The following is a 13,991-nucleotide window of genomic DNA, read 5'->3' as shown; positions in this document are numbered from 1 at the left end:
ATGTCCGTTACAATCACGCGTCGCGTTGCGTTAATGACGCCATTCCTTGCCATGATGGGGTTGCAGGGATCTCATGCCCTTGCCAAGGATGGCGATAAGGGCATCGCGGCAAGACTTAAAAAACTGGAGAAGCGCAGCGGTGGACGTCTGGGTGTCGCCGTGTTGAACACTGCGACCGGGCAGCTTACCGGCAATCGCCTCGATGAACGCTTCGCGATGTGCAGCACGTTCAAGGCATTGGCCGTCGCGTTTACGCTCTCCCGCGTCGATCGGGGCGAAGAACAACTCGGCCGCCGCATCTTTTTCAAGGAAGGCGATCTGGTGACGCCCTTCAAAGCGACGAAGCCGCATCTGGCGGATGGGATGACGATCGAGCAGCTGTGCGAGGCAGCCCTGATCGTAAGCGATAGCACCGCTGCCAATTTGCTTCTGGCGAGCTTCGGTGGCCCTGCCGCCTTGACCGGCTATCTTCGATCCCTCGGCGATCCGGTGACGCGGCTTGATAAGATCGAGCTGGATTTGAATATCGTCAAGCCTGGCGAAACACATGACACGACCTCTCCCCGTGCCATGGTGACCACGCTGCAGAAGATCGTCCTTGGCGACGCGCTGTCAGCCCCATCCCGCGCGAAGCTGACCCATTGGATGATCGCCTCCAAGGATGCGGCTGCGCACCGCCTTCGCGTCGGCCTGCCGAATGGCTGGCGAATCGCGAACAAGCCGGGCACCTGGAACGGAATTTCCACCAACGATATCGGGGTGATCTTTCCATCCGGCCGCGATCCGATCGTGGTTGCGGCCTATCTCGGCGAAGCACGGGGATCGATTAAGGACCAGGAGGCCATCCTAGCCGAGGTAGCCCGCATCGTGGCCGAAGAAATCTGAGGTCGAACGAAAGCAGTTGGCGCAGCCTGCAGATGACCATCTCTTGATGATGGTCATTCAACCGCCGCGGTCCTTCCGTCGGCGCGCCAATGTCAGATGACGCGCCGCCGTTCGGCAATCCTCGGAGAATCCGCTCTTTCTAGCGCGTCACCGCCCGAGGATGACATCGAGCAATGAGGAGCGATGCGGCCGCGCGGCGCCCCTGGGAGGGCCGCTGTCGCCGATGTCGGCAGGCGGGATATCGCTGTCATAGGGGTTCGAGCTGTAAGGATTGGTGTCGTCGGTGAAGTTTGCCGGCGGCAGATCCTGCGGGTCCTCATTGGCGGCCGTCTGGTTGACGATCTGCGGCTGGATAGGCTGCTGCATCGGGCGTTGCTGCAAGGCGGGCTGCCCGGCATCGCCGGTGCCGGAAATGATGTTGCCGATGGTGGTCGGCTGGCTGCCATTCGGATCCGTCTGCGCCATCGGGAGACCATTGTCGATGATCTGTCCGCCGCCGAAGATCGGCGTCGGCGTGATGCCCTTGTGGGCGGCGACCATGAATTCCTTCCACGCTTTCGCCGGTAGTCCGCCGCCTGTCACCTTGCGCATCGACTTGCCGTCGTCGTTGCCGAACCAGACGCCCGTCGTCAGATGGCTGGTGAAACCGACAAACAGCGCGTCGCGGAAGGATTGGGTCGTGCCCGATTTGCCGGCTGCCTGCCAGCCGGGAATACGCGCGGCCTTGCCCGTTCCGTTGGCGATGACGCCCGTCATCATGGCGTTCATGTTGGTGACGATATCGGGGTTCAGCACACGCTGCGGATTGTCGGTATTGGTCTGGTAAAGCACTTTACCGGAGGCTGTCGTCACCTTGGTGATGACATGCGGCGCCACCTTGAAACCACCGTTCATGAAGGTGGCGTAGGCGGAGGTCAGTTCCAGCAGTGAGACTTCGGACGTGCCGAGCGCGATGGAGTTGTTGGCCTGCAGGTCGGATTCGATGCCGAGCCTGTGGGCGACCTTGATCACCTGCTCGGGGCCGACCTCGGCAACGAGCTGGGCAGCCACCGTGTTCAGAGATTTCGCCACTGCAGTCGCGAGCGTCACCGGCCCGCTATAGCGTTGCTCGTAGTTCTCCGGGGCCCAGTTGCCGATCTTGACCGGCAGGTCGTTGCGGATGGAGTTGGGCGTGAGACCCGCCTCCAGCGCTGCCGTATAGACGAAGGGCTTGAAGGCCGATCCCGGCTGCCGCTTGGCGGTGACGGCGCGGTTGAACTGGCTTTGAGCGTAGTCACGCCCGCCGACCAGCGCGCGGACGGCGCCCGTCGCATCGACGGATACGAGCGACGCCTGCGAGGCGTTCAGCTTCTTGCCTTCCTTTTCGAGTACGTCGCTCAGCGCCCTCTCGGCCTTCTCTTCCAGCGACATGTCGAGGGTAGTGTCGACGATCAGGTCTTCCTTGACGTCGCCGCCGATCAGCTTCGGCAGCTGGTCCATGACCATGTCGGCAACGTAGTTCTCCGCGCCGCTCCAGTAGCTCTTGGTGCGTGTCGGCGGCTGCGCCATCGCCGTCTTGATATCGGCTTCGCTGATGAAGCCCTGGTCGCGCATGGCTTGCAAAACGAGCTGGGCTCGAGCTTCAGCAGCGGCCGGATCACGGGCGGGCGATAGCCGCGACGGCGCCTTGACCAGGCCGGCAAGCATGGCGGCCTCGCCGAGATTGACGTCCTTGGCCGATTTGTTGAAGTAGCGCCGCGATGCCGCTTCGACGCCATAGGCGTTGGAGCCGAAATAGACCCGGTTCAGATACATCGTCAGGATCTGATCCTTGGTATACTTGTGCTCAAGCCACAGAGCCAGCAGCACTTCCTGAACCTTGCGTTCCAGCGTGCGGTCCGGCGACAGGAACAGGTTCTTGGCGAGCTGCTGCGTCAGCGTCGAGCCGCCCTGGACCGCGTGTCCGGTGAGGACATTGGTGACGACGGCACGGCCGAGGCCGATCGGATCGAAGCCGAAATGTGAATAGAAGCGGCGATCCTCGATCGCGATGATGGCTTCCGGGATGTAGGGCGACATGTCGCTGAGTGCCACGGCCTCGCCGCCGGTCGTGCCGCGATTGGCAATCAGGTTGCCGTCGAGATCGGTAATCTTGACGTTCGGCGGCCGCTCGGGAATGGACCAGGTGCTGGCGCTCGGCATGCGCGAGCCGTAATAGGCGACAAGGCCGGCGACGCCGATACCGGCCCACAGACACAGCACGAGACCCCAATAGATTGCCGCGCGAACAAAGCCGAAAAAGCCGCGGCGCGGCGCACGTCTGGTCGGCTTGCGACGACTGCGGGCGCGACGGGGTTTCTGAACCACCGGCTCGTCCTCGTAATCGTCGTCATCATCTTCGTCCGGTTCCGGCTCTTCGTAGCGCTTGGCCGAGCGCCTTTGACCGACAATGCGTTCGCCGGCGCTGAATCCGTCATCGATGCGTTCCCGACCGCTGGAAAAGGATGGTTCTATCCTCTGGCGTGACTTCTTCTTATCTGCCATTGCGGGCCGGTCGTACCTCGGTGCCTAGAGCATGGTGCCGAAAAATGTCAGCGGTTCTCGGACGATGTCATGCTCTATTTCTTTGATTCTAGAGCGAATTCAGATTTCGGGTCCAGCCGACCCAAGATCATCCGGCCCCAGTGTTTCCATGCCTTCCATCAGGGTGATCACGGCGGTGGTAACCGTGGTTTAGCGTATACAACCGCCTTTGTCCCGGTACATCACCTTGGAAATGGATCCCGAATTTCGGGACAGGCCGCCGCCCGCCATTTTCTCACGAACCCCTCGTGAAGACATCAAGTCCCGCCTGAACTGTAAATGCGGCGATTTAAGGAGGGATTAAGAACATTCCCGCGCTGAATGTGACAGCCGCCGCGATGCCGCTCTCCAAGCGTTTCAAGGAACTTTCCGCCGCCTCGGGCATTATCCGATGACAAAACCAAGGGGCGAGCACATGAGTTCGTTGATCAAGATAGAGGAAGTCTGCGAGAGCAAGTTGCGGGAGGTCTGGAGCGTCGAGGATTTCGCCCGACGCCATCGGATCGCGAAAGAGGAGGAAGCCAGGCTGAAGAAGCTGTTCGGCGACTTCGCAACGAAGCAGGAACTGCTCTCGAATGCGCAGAGGCCACCACTGTTTCGGTGAACCGAACGACCGGCCTGGCGCGATGTTTATCGTGCGCCGTTGTGGCTGAAAGGCCTGCGGCGGAGGAGGCTATGTCGATGTGGAAGCGGTTTGAACTATGGCTGGTCGATCGGATCGACCGCATCTTCGGCCTGGAGCGGCTCGCCCGTCGCGCCGGCTTTTCCCCGGAAGAGGCAAAGCGGATCGCGCGCGACAAATAAAGTTAAATCGTTCGAGCAGTGCGATGAGACCTGCGCTCATGGCTCACCACCAAGAAAAGATCACCGAAATCGGCAAGGCCCGCTTCAACGATAGGTGGAGTTACTCCGCGGGGCTGCGTCGATACTTCGCGCGACGCACCGAATCTTCTGTATTTTCGAATTGTCTGATCGAGGTTATAGTAGTGTCATCTGGCTGTCTTGAAGGCGGTTCCAGACGGTTTGATAGCCTGTGAGGAGGAGTGTTCATGCGGCAAATCAAATGGAGCAATCCAATCGAGATCGGTTTTGCTCAGGGTAGTTTCCAGATCGTGACCGGGCCGTCCGAGGCACTGAATTGCATGGCCAATCTCTGGCCAGATCGGCGCGGTCCGCTTTATGTTGCGGCCAGAAGCCTGTGCCGCGCTGCGATCGACGGCCGCAAATCCGCCGAAGAAGCGCGGGAAATGTTCATTTCGGCGACGCGGGAAGCGCATCTCAAGATGCACTGAGCCGCTTTTCTCGCTCACCGCTTAACCGCTCCGCTCTTGCGAGTTGGAAAAGGTGTTGTAGAGGTTGATTGGTTCGGGACGGTACTGTTCCCACGGGAGTTCCATTTGGGCGTCACCGCAGCATCCCGCGGGAGGCGAACACTCTTCAGGTGGAATACCCTTCGTAAAGGAAGGCCGGCGACTGTAACAGTCGCCGGCCTTTGGCTTTCCTAGCATTGGCGGACCGCCGCCGTCAGCGGTTCGAGCCGCGGGAAGACATGCGGCAATTCGGTTCCGATGCCGGGCAATCCTTATGATCTGGGCTGTAAGGACCTGGCTGACCGGCATTCGGTTGCGGCTGTGGCTGCGGTTGTGGCTGAGCGACCGGCGGCTGCCGTTGCGGTTCTGGGCGCGGCTGGTTATCCGGGCGATCACGCGGACGATCCGGCCGGTTACCCCAACCCTGATTGTTGTCTGGCTGGCGGCGTCCCCAATCGCCATTGCCGTCGCGCTGTCCGTCCCAGTCACGGTTACGGCCGGGGCGACGATCCCAGTTGCGATCCTGCCCGTCATTCCAGTCCGAGTCGCGGTTCCAGTCACGATTACGGTCTGGGCGACGATCCCAGTTGCGATCCTGTCCATCGTTCCAGTTCGAGCCGCGATCCCAGCCCGGAGGATTGCGATCCCAATTGTTATCCGGGCGGCGGTCAACCCAGCCAGGGCCGCGGCGCCAACGATCACGGTCACGATAGAAGTCGCGACCGCGATAATAGCGGCCCCAATAATCGTCGAAATTGAAGACGACCGTCGGAATGCCGAGCGGCCGGTAATATTGCCGGTCGACATAGATGCGGCGCGACTGATAGGTCGCTTGAATGTATCGGCCGGCAACCCAGCCGCGGCCGCCGTAGAAGGAGACGTCGCACCAGGGCGTCTCGTTAAGGCAGCCGTTGATCTGTAGCGGCACGCCGACGGGGATCATGGTGACCGCCGGATAGGCTGTGCTCGGACCTGACCGCATGTTGACGTTTGCGGTGGCAAAGCCTTCCGCTGCTTCCGCAATAGCCGGCAACGCTATGAAAGCGGCCAGCAAGCTCGCGGCAAGAACCTTGAACCTCATGAATATTCTCCCTTCGCCCACCATGGTCGCGAAAACGGCTTGATGCCTGTTCCGTATCTGATGCGCCTACCCCGGCGCCATTCGCTATGACTTTCCAATTCCGGCAAGATAAAGGCCTGCGCATGCACGGATTTTGATAGGATATCGTGCCGCGCCTTCAATCTTTACCTGTGTTTTAAGTGTATCCGCATGAATGCAACTTGAATGATGACGGTTGAGATCGACGAAAGTTGCCGGATTGTCGGGATCTGCTCACTATCCGGCCGGCCATCACGGCGTTGGTGTCGCCGCTATTTTGCCTGGGGCGAGAAAGGAATGATCGTTCGGCCTTGAAATCGCCGTCTTGCCTTCCGATATAGGGTTCAGTCATGCAGCGCATGGATGACTGGCGTGCTGGAAAGCGAGCCGTGTCGTCCTTCGACATTGTTGAAGAGAAGTAACGCTTCGTTAACCTCTAGCAATCAATCTGGCTGCAGTTCCGCTTTCCCTTTGACCACGGATGTACTGGCACTGTTGTGAGAGCGGATGACGAAAGGCCGGATTGCTCCGGCCTTTTTGTTTTATGACGATGGCGTGTTTCCTGCGAAAACAGGGACGCGCCATTTTCGTTTTAGGCTCTGTTAAGGCAATAAAAAACCGCCGCAGTTTCCTGCGGCGGCTTTGTCACCTCGTCCGGTAAGACCGGCAGCCCCGTTAGTTCGCCTTCTTGGCCGAAACCTTGACGACCTTGGCCGGAGCCTGGGCAACATTTGCCTTGCCGGCCGGTACATAACCGGAGCCGATAGCAATGTTCAGCAAAATGTAGTCGTTGGCGCTCGATTGTACAGCCTGTGCCAAGCTCTGCTGAGCAGCGGTCACGTTACGCTGTGCGTCGAGAACGTCGAGCAGCGAGGAGGCGCCGTCCTTGTAGCTTGCCGTCGAAAGCTGCAGGGCTTCCTGATAGGATTTGACCTGAGCATGCAGAGCGGCAACAGTCTGCGCATCGCGTGTGACGGCCGACAATGCGTCTTCAACCTGCTGAATCGCCGTCCTTACAGTCTGCTGCCAGGAGATGTACTGTTCGCGGCTCGAAGATTGTGCGCTCTTGACGCCAGCGCGCAGAGCGCCGCCATCGAAGATCGGAAGGTTTAGCGATGGACCGAAGGACCAGCTGGTCAGATTGCCGCTCGTGGATCCGCTATTGCGGATGTAGGTCGGCGAGATCGAACCGCTAAGCGTGATCGACGGCAAGAGCTTGGCTTCGGCCACGCCGATCTGGGCCGTCGCAGCTGCCAGGGTGCGCTCCGCAATGCGAATGTCCGGACGGTTGCGGATGAGATCGGCAGGAACACCGGTGCGGACGTTGCCGCGGAACACCGGCTGTTTGCCGCCACCCTGCATCTGCGCGATGATCGTTGTCGAAGGCACGTTGAGCAACGTTGCGATGTGGTGCACCGCCTGGCGATAGCTGATTTCATAGCCAGGAACCAAAGCCAGCGTCTGGTTGACGAGGCCTTCCGCCTGAACGACGTCGAGGCGCGATGCGGCACCCGCTTCGAGCTGGAATTTGGTTAGCGAAAGCGTGTCGCGCCGCGACTTCAGGTTTTCCTGGGCGATCGAGATGAGCGCCTGATAGTAACGGGCATTAACATAGCTAGTGGCCAGATCCTGAAGATAGGTCAGGCGGGCAGCGTCAACGCTCGAATAGGCTGCGTCAAGCGAGGCATTGGCGCCTTCTTGCGCACGGCGGTATTGGCCCCACAGGTCGAGCAGCCACGAAACCGAGGCGGAAGCGCCGGTCGAGTTCCGCGATCCGGCCTGACTGCGCAGAGCCTGAGTGCCTCTTTGGCCGCTGGTCGTGTTCTCGCCGCTGAGCGTCAGGCTCGGGAGGCCGCCTGCGCCTGCGCTTACGACGGCAGCTTCTGCCTGGTTGATGCGCTCCAGCGTCTGCTGGATGGTAAGGTTCTGGGCAAGTCCCTGCGCGGCGAATGCATTCAGCTTGGAGTCGCCGAAAGCGGTCCACCATTGCGAACCGGCGATATCGCCGTTCATCTTCGTACCGCCCTCCGAGAACTTGGCCGGCAGAGGCATTTCCGGTGGCTTATGGTCTGGGCCGCTGACGCAACCTGCCAGAATAAGCAGCAGGGCGGGGGCGGCTGTACGAATGGAAACCATCACATTGTCCCACAATTCAATTTACTGATCAGTGTTTTAAGGGTCGAACATGACCCATGTGTTCGGCGCTCCAGCCTTACGCAATACAAAAAATGACTCGAAGCAGTCGTCGTCAATCTAGCAATGAGTTTTGCAATAGCACAGTGGCTTTTACGAATTCTCGACGCCGAACATATGTGGGATCGGGTGAAATATCAGGGTACGAGTAAAAAAAATCTAAAGTGTTGCAAAAAACATACCCTTTTGCACACCACTTAAGGGTGCGGTATGTCCTGGAATCGTCAAACAACACAACCCTGAGGGAACTCACCCGCCGCGCCGTTTGCGCCAGGTGAGCATTTGAACTTCGGTTATGGGAAATAACGAGCCAGGCTTGCGCGAACCCTATCGCGCGGAGTCGCGCCGCGGTCGTCGGCCGCAAACGGCATGCCGGTGATCGCCTCAAAGGCGCGGATGTAGACCTTTGAGGTCTGCTCGACGAGGTCGGCCGGAATTTCCGGAATCTCGTCCTTGTATGGGTCGCATCGTTCCGTGACCCAGGCGCGCACGAAATCCTTGTCGAAGCTCTCCGGCCGCGCGCCCTTTTCGAAACGCTCCTGGTAACTGTCGGCCAACCAATAACGGCTGCTGTCCGGCGTGTGAATCTCGTCAGCGAGGATGATCTTGCCATTTTCGTCGGTGCCGAACTCATATTTGGTGTCGACGAGGATCAGACCACGCTTGCGGGCGATTTCCTGTCCGCGGGCAAACAGTGCCAGGGCATAATCGGACAGCGTCTGCCATTGCTCTTTGGTCAGGAGGCCGTTCTCAACAATCTGGGTCGGCGTCAGTGGCTCGTCGTGCCCGCCGTCGAATTCCTTGCTGGTCGGCGTGATGATCGGTTCCGGCAGGATCTGATTGTCACGCATGCCATCGGGCAGGGTGATGCCGTACATCTCGCGCTGCCCCTTCTTATAGAGCGTCAGGATCGAGGTGCCTGTAGTGCCGGCGAGATAGCCGCGTACGACGACTTCGACCGGCAGAATATTCAGTCTCTTGCCGACGACCACGTTCGGATCCGGATAGTCGATGACGTGGTTCGGGCAGATGTCGCGCGTCTGCTCGAACCAATAGCGCGCTGTCTGCGTCAATACCTGCCCCTTATAGGGAATGCAGGTGAGGATGCGGTCGAAGGCACTGAGGCGATCGGTGCTGATGATGATACGGCTACCGTCAGGCAGGTCGTAATTTTCGCGTACCTTGCCGCGATAGTAATTGGGCAGTTCCGGGAAATGGGCTTCGGAAAGAATTCGCAACGCGTCCACCACAGGCTCGTGCATCCGCCCGACGGATGCTTCTTGAGCGGACCCTTAGCGCATTGCGGCAAGAATCGGAACGATTTTCGCATATATAGAGGTGCATTCCCGCATCCGTCGGTCCGTCGTCCATCCCGAGGAAGCGCTCAGTCGGGTATCCGCCAGCCGTTGCCCACCTTCTGCAGGATCGGTGTCGAAAAGACACCGACGATCCGCTCGCTCCATTGCTTGCCGCCACCATCGACGCACGCCCGCCAACGTTCGGATTGCAGCATGGCCGCGCCGATCACCACCGGTTCGATGCCGCAGGAAGCGGCGAGAGCCAGTCCGGAAGCGATTGAGGTTCCGCTCGAGATAACGTCGTCGATCAGCGCCACGCGCTTGCCTTCCAGCAATGGCAGCATGCGCGGGTCGATATAAAGGCGCTTTTCCTGGTTCGGCGTGGTGATCGACGAAAGCGAGACCGACAGCTCGTCGCGATACCAGAACTTGCGCGAGGTGCCGAGCGGCACATAGCGCTTGTGGCCGAGAGCCCGTGCAACAGCGCTCGCCAGCGTCAGGCCGAGCGTCGGCAATCCCGCGACAACCTCGATATCATAAGCGGCAATCCGCGCCGCAAGCGCTTCGGCCAGCGCCTCCTGCACAGCAAAACTGGCCTGATTGATGATCAGCGAGGCCAGTGCGTGCTCGCCGTCGGCCAGCACGCGGATCGGCAGCTGCAGCTGACGCCCATCCGGCAGTTCCGCCACATAGAAGTCGCGATATTCCCGTTCGGCCAAAAAACTATGCGGCGGATGGAGTTCCTGCCAGAAATCATGAGGCTGCATTGCGTCTTGTCTTCGCTCCATAGTGTGCGCTCGTCTTTAACTCGGCGCGCTGGCGGAGCCGCCGAATTTCATCTTCGGTCAAGGCGCGGACGGCGCCTTTCGGCAAATCGCCGAGTTCGATCGCGCCGAAGGTCACGCGCACCAGTCGCAGGCATTCGATGCCAAGTGCCTCCAGCATTCGGCGAATCTGCCGGTTGCGGCCCTCCTTGAGCTCCACTTCGATCCAGCTGTTGCGATCTCCGCTGCGCAGCAGGCGCGCGGAACTGGCAGTCAGAAGCTCACCGTCGTCGATGATTCCCCGCTCCATGCGCGCGAACTGCTCTTCATCCATGATCCGGTCGATCTGGACGTGATAGAGCTTGCCGACATGGCTGATCGGATCGAGCAGTGCCTGAGCCAGTACCGTGTCATTGGTAAAGAGCAGCAGGCCCTCGCTCGCCTTGTCGAGGCGCCCGACCGGGGCGAGATGCCGCGCATCTATATCTTTCAGGCAATCATAAACAGTCGGTCGTCCCTCGGGATCGTCGCGCGTGGTCACAAGCCCGCGCGGCTTGTTCAGCATGAAATAGAGCTTTTCCTCGGCTGCTATGGCAACCCCGTCGACCGCAAATTGCGCATGCTCGAGATCGACCCAGGTCGAGGGATCGGTGATTTTACGGCCGTCCACGGTCACCCGGCCAGCCGAAATCAGCGCCTCGGCTTGCGTGCGGGAACAATAGCCGAGTTTGGACAGCGCCCGCGGCAAGGTCACGCGCTTACCGTCGGGCTCCTGTTTGCCCTTCGCCGTCTTGCCGGATCGCTGCGGTGAATGCCGTTGGCTCAACGGTCTTGCCTCACGCTCGTTGCTGGAGTGGTTGGGCGCGCCGGCCCTGAAGCACAATTCTTTCGCACGAGGACGGCCGCGAGGCAAATCGGATTGTTGCCAAAAGAGGAGAGGGGCGGCAGGGCTCGCATGTCATGGATGCGAGCCCTGCCTTGGACCGGAGCGGGCGATGGGGTCGGGTCGGCGGCTTTTGGGCTGCCGCCATTCGCTCCGGAGGGATTGGCGCTTCGGCAAATCTGCATGGCTTCCTTTGCTGGGATTTTTCAAAACGGCGGAGATTTGTTACAGTTTGTAACGTCGGCGGTTTCCCTGTTGCCAAAACCACCTTCCGCCCCGCATGGAGGGCCATGGTTTCCGCATCGCTTCTTCTGGTCGAGGACGACCGCGAGATTAGGGCGCTCCTGGAGGAGTTCCTGAGCCGCGAAGGTTTTACCGTGCAGGCAGCCGATAGCGCTGCCGCCATGGACCGCATCCTCGCCAAGGGATTTCCCGATCTCATCATTCTCGATCTGATGCTGCCGGGCGAAGACGGACTGTCGGCATGCCGGCGCATCCGCGCCCGCAGTCAGGTGCCGATCCTGATGCTGACGGCGAAGACCGAGGATATCGATCGCATTCTCGGCCTCGAGATGGGTGCCGACGATTATCTCGGAAAGCCCTTCAATCCGCGTGAGCTTCTGGCGCGCGTTCGCGCCATCCTGCGCCGTTCCGGACCGGAGCGTTCGGAAGAGAGTGCGGCTCCTGCCCGCCGCAAGCAGTTCGCCGGCATGACCGTCGATCTCGACGGCCGGGTGATCGAGATGGAGGGCGAGCGCCTCGTACATCTGACGACCGCCGAATTCGATCTGCTCGTCTGCTTCCTCGAAAGGCCGCGCCGCGTCCTGTCGCGAGACCAACTGCTCGACTGGACGCGCGGACGTGGCGCCGATCCTTTCGACCGCACCATCGACGTGACGGTGTCGCGCCTTCGCACCAAGCTTGGGCATTGCCTGCCTGACGGTGTCCAAATCATCACCACCGTGCGCAATGCCGGCTATCTCCTCACCACGGACGTGAAGGATGTCTGAGCCATGCTGAAACTCGGCCTCGTTGCCCGCATCATCATGATTGTCGCCGTGGCGCTGTTTGTCATTCAGCTTGCCGCATTCGCTGCAGCCCAGCTGAAGCCGGATACCTCTTTCAATCCCGAGATTTCGCCGACCATGCAGGTCAAGTCCGCGATCCGCCTTCTCGACGCCATTCCGCCGGAGGCGCAGCCGCTGGCCATTCGCGCGCTCAATGCCAACGGCCTGGCCGTTGGCCTGATCGACGCGCCCTCCCAGGCGGAGGCCGAGGCAACATCCGATCTGACCCTGACCGACAAGCTGGCGCGCGAATTTGCCAACATTGCCTTTGGCAACCGCTACTTCAACATCCGTTCGCTTTCGGAAAAGCCGCAGGGCTGGTTCTCCGTGGGTGCGTCCGACCGGATCGTCGAAGTGTCGATCGGCGTAGCCGGCGGCAAGGTGGCGGTCTTCAATCTTCCCGATACGCCGACGGTACGATTGCACGGCGTCCCCGTCGGTCTCATCGCCGGCGTCCTCGGCATGCTGGTCGCGGTGATCGCGATCGTCGCCGTCGCGCGTGAAACCCGGCCCTTGACGCGCCTTTCCCGAACCGTGAATTCCATCGGCAACGGCCTTCAGCCGGTTTCGATCCCGGAGAGAGGCGCGTGCGAACTGCGCATGCTGATCAAGGCCATCAATGCCATGCAGTTGCGCATCGCCGCCCTGGTCAACAACCGCACGCTGATCATCGGGGCGATATCGCATGATCTGCGCACCTACCTCACCCGCTTTCGCCTGCGCGTCGAAATGATGCCGGATACGCCGCATCGCGACCGCGCGATCGCTGACGTCGAGGCCATGCAGCGTCTCGTCGAGGACGCCTTGGGGTTTGCGCGTAGCACCGTCGTGTCGGAGGGCAGCTGCATCGTCGACCTCGATGCCGCCATTTCCGCCCATGTCGCCGAGCGCCAGGACGGCTCAGCCCTCGTCGCTTTCGCGCCGTTGGGCCACGCTCTGGCCGTTACGATGCCTGAGACGGCCCTGGTGCGGGTGCTCGACAACCTCGTGGACAATGCCCTGCGTTATGGTGGCCGCGCCGATATTCATGTCGAGCATCGCGGCGATCAGGGCGTCATCACCATTGGTGATCGCGGGCCGGGTATTCCGGCGGAGCGTCGCAAAGATGTGCTGGAGCCGTTCGTGAGGTTGGAAGAATCGCGCAACCGCGATCTGGGAGGCAGTGGGCTGGGTTTGGCGATCGTCCGCCAAATTCTCGACGCACATGGCGGCGTGCTCTGTCTTGAGGATCGCGATGGCGGTGGTCTCAATGCCGTCGTTCTGTTGCCGCTTGCGGCAGTACAAAGAAAGGCGGCCTGACGGCCGCCAGACCATGCGATGACCCCGCTTAAGGCGTGCGGTCTATTACGATATCGTGCCGCGAGCTTAGTGGCAGGTCAGAAACGCACGGAGTTCTTCCCGGTTGAGGACGATGCCCTCGGCCGCTTTCTGCGGGTCCGGATGCGTATAGGTGAACCTTGTCAGGTCGGGCAGGTCCAATGCCTGGCGCATGCTCATGATACCGAGCGCGCGACGACCGTTGGCGCTATCGACGCTGACTTCCACGATGCTTTCTGGTCTTGTCATGTGCATTGTCTCCTCCCTTCCACATACTTTAGCAGGTTTTCCGATAAAATGGCGGTTTTTCTGAGGCTTGCCGCCATCGGACGGTCTCGGTCCTTTCATCCTCCCTATTTATGGTGGGGAGCGTCGGAGAGCGGCAGCCGGGCTATGTAAAGGGGCGCGCTTTATCCGAACGGGGCGTTCCATACCGGTTCGATCGAAATTTTGACCATTTGGACAATGTTTTTCGAGGTGCTTGTGGGTAAATTTTCTGGGAAAGTGCCCATCCCTTAAAATTTCCTTTTGAAATCAGTATGTTGTAAAAATGTCAGAATTTTTACAGCGTCAGTGTTGACTAGTTCGATGGGTAGGGTCTATAAGCCCGATC

At 60.2% G+C, this 13,991-nt stretch carries 13 protein-coding genes; 6 read left to right on the top strand and 7 right to left on the bottom strand.

Annotation, left to right across the window (positions count from 1 at the left end; genetic code table 11):
• Positions 1 to 885 carry a class A beta-lactamase gene (gene bla / locus ACIQJ2_RS36450; protein ID WP_400677701.1) on the top strand — a complete coding sequence of 295 codons (885 nt, stop codon included), beginning with the start codon at positions 1 to 3 and terminating at the stop codon, positions 883 to 885.
• Between the two features lie 147 nt (positions 886 to 1,032).
• On the opposite strand, the gene ACIQJ2_RS36445 is transcribed toward bla, so the two are convergent.
• The gene (locus ACIQJ2_RS36445) at positions 1,033 to 3,408 is read right to left on the bottom strand and encodes a transglycosylase domain-containing protein (protein WP_400677699.1); all 2,376 of its coding nucleotides are present in this window, start codon (positions 3,406 to 3,408) and stop codon (positions 1,033 to 1,035) included.
• Between the two features lie 454 nt (positions 3,409 to 3,862).
• On the opposite strand from ACIQJ2_RS36445, the gene ACIQJ2_RS36440 reads away from it, so the two are divergent.
• The 3 genes from ACIQJ2_RS36440 to ACIQJ2_RS36430 all read left to right on the top strand — a co-directional run bounded on the left by ACIQJ2_RS36440 (position 3,863) and on the right by ACIQJ2_RS36430 (position 4,739).
• Entirely contained in the window at positions 3,863 to 4,051 is a 189-nt protein-coding gene (locus ACIQJ2_RS36440) for a hypothetical protein (protein ID WP_199150685.1), read from the top strand.
• Between the two features lie 77 nt (positions 4,052 to 4,128).
• The gene (locus ACIQJ2_RS36435) at positions 4,129 to 4,251 is read left to right on the top strand and encodes a hypothetical protein (RefSeq protein ID WP_281436329.1); all 123 of its coding nucleotides are present in this window, start codon (positions 4,129 to 4,131) and stop codon (positions 4,249 to 4,251) included.
• Positions 4,252 to 4,496: 245 nt separating this feature from the next.
• Positions 4,497 to 4,739 carry a DUF982 domain-containing protein gene (locus tag ACIQJ2_RS36430; protein ID WP_184709515.1) on the top strand — a complete coding sequence of 81 codons (243 nt, stop codon included), beginning with the start codon at positions 4,497 to 4,499 and terminating at the stop codon, positions 4,737 to 4,739.
• Between the two features lie 232 nt (positions 4,740 to 4,971).
• Here ACIQJ2_RS36430 and ACIQJ2_RS36425 read toward each other — a convergent pair whose 3' ends face one another.
• From ACIQJ2_RS36425 to ACIQJ2_RS36405, 5 genes are all read right to left on the bottom strand, one after another.
• On the bottom strand, positions 4,972 to 5,838 hold the full coding sequence (locus ACIQJ2_RS36425; protein WP_400677696.1) for an SH3 domain-containing protein: 867 nt from the start codon (positions 5,836 to 5,838) through the stop codon (positions 4,972 to 4,974).
• 693 nt (positions 5,839 to 6,531) lie between these two features.
• Positions 6,532 to 7,992 carry an efflux transporter outer membrane subunit gene (locus tag ACIQJ2_RS36420; RefSeq protein WP_400677694.1) on the bottom strand — a complete coding sequence of 487 codons (1,461 nt, stop codon included), beginning with the start codon at positions 7,990 to 7,992 and terminating at the stop codon, positions 6,532 to 6,534.
• Positions 7,993 to 8,342: 350 nt separating this feature from the next.
• Positions 8,343 to 9,287, bottom strand: a complete 945-nt coding sequence (locus tag ACIQJ2_RS36415) for a phosphoribosylaminoimidazolesuccinocarboxamide synthase (protein WP_199150690.1) — start codon at positions 9,285 to 9,287, stop codon at positions 8,343 to 8,345.
• 146 nt (positions 9,288 to 9,433) lie between these two features.
• Positions 9,434 to 10,114 (bottom strand): phosphoribosyltransferase, encoded by a 681-nt coding sequence (locus ACIQJ2_RS36410; protein ID WP_400677693.1) that lies wholly within the window; start codon positions 10,112 to 10,114, stop codon positions 9,434 to 9,436.
• Positions 10,101 to 10,937 carry a pseudouridine synthase gene (locus tag ACIQJ2_RS36405; RefSeq protein ID WP_199150681.1) on the bottom strand — a complete coding sequence of 279 codons (837 nt, stop codon included), beginning with the start codon at positions 10,935 to 10,937 and terminating at the stop codon, positions 10,101 to 10,103. Before ACIQJ2_RS36405 ends, ACIQJ2_RS36410 begins: the two co-directional genes overlap by 14 nt.
• 347 nt (positions 10,938 to 11,284) lie before the next feature.
• Here ACIQJ2_RS36405 and ACIQJ2_RS36400 point away from each other — a divergent pair, with 347 nt between their 5' ends.
• Together ACIQJ2_RS36400 and ACIQJ2_RS36395 are read left to right on the top strand one after the other, a co-directional pair.
• The gene (locus tag ACIQJ2_RS36400) at positions 11,285 to 12,004 is read left to right on the top strand and encodes a response regulator (RefSeq protein WP_199150680.1); all 720 of its coding nucleotides are present in this window, start codon (positions 11,285 to 11,287) and stop codon (positions 12,002 to 12,004) included.
• Between the two features lie 3 nt (positions 12,005 to 12,007).
• The gene (locus ACIQJ2_RS36395; protein WP_199150679.1) at positions 12,008 to 13,360 is read left to right on the top strand and encodes an ATP-binding protein; all 1,353 of its coding nucleotides are present in this window, start codon (positions 12,008 to 12,010) and stop codon (positions 13,358 to 13,360) included.
• A gap of 66 nt (positions 13,361 to 13,426) precedes the next feature.
• Here ACIQJ2_RS36395 and ACIQJ2_RS36390 read toward each other — a convergent pair whose 3' ends face one another.
• Positions 13,427 to 13,633 carry a hypothetical protein gene (locus ACIQJ2_RS36390; RefSeq protein ID WP_400677690.1) on the bottom strand — a complete coding sequence of 69 codons (207 nt, stop codon included), beginning with the start codon at positions 13,631 to 13,633 and terminating at the stop codon, positions 13,427 to 13,429.
• Positions 13,634 to 13,991 lie beyond the last annotated feature (358 nt).

It is taken from the genome of Rhizobium sp. NPDC092011 (assembly GCF_044756305.1).
Taxonomy (GTDB): domain Bacteria; phylum Pseudomonadota; class Alphaproteobacteria; order Rhizobiales; family Rhizobiaceae; genus Rhizobium.
The sequence above is the reverse complement of the archived record's forward strand: the minus strand, read 5'-3'. Positions and strand labels throughout refer to the sequence as shown.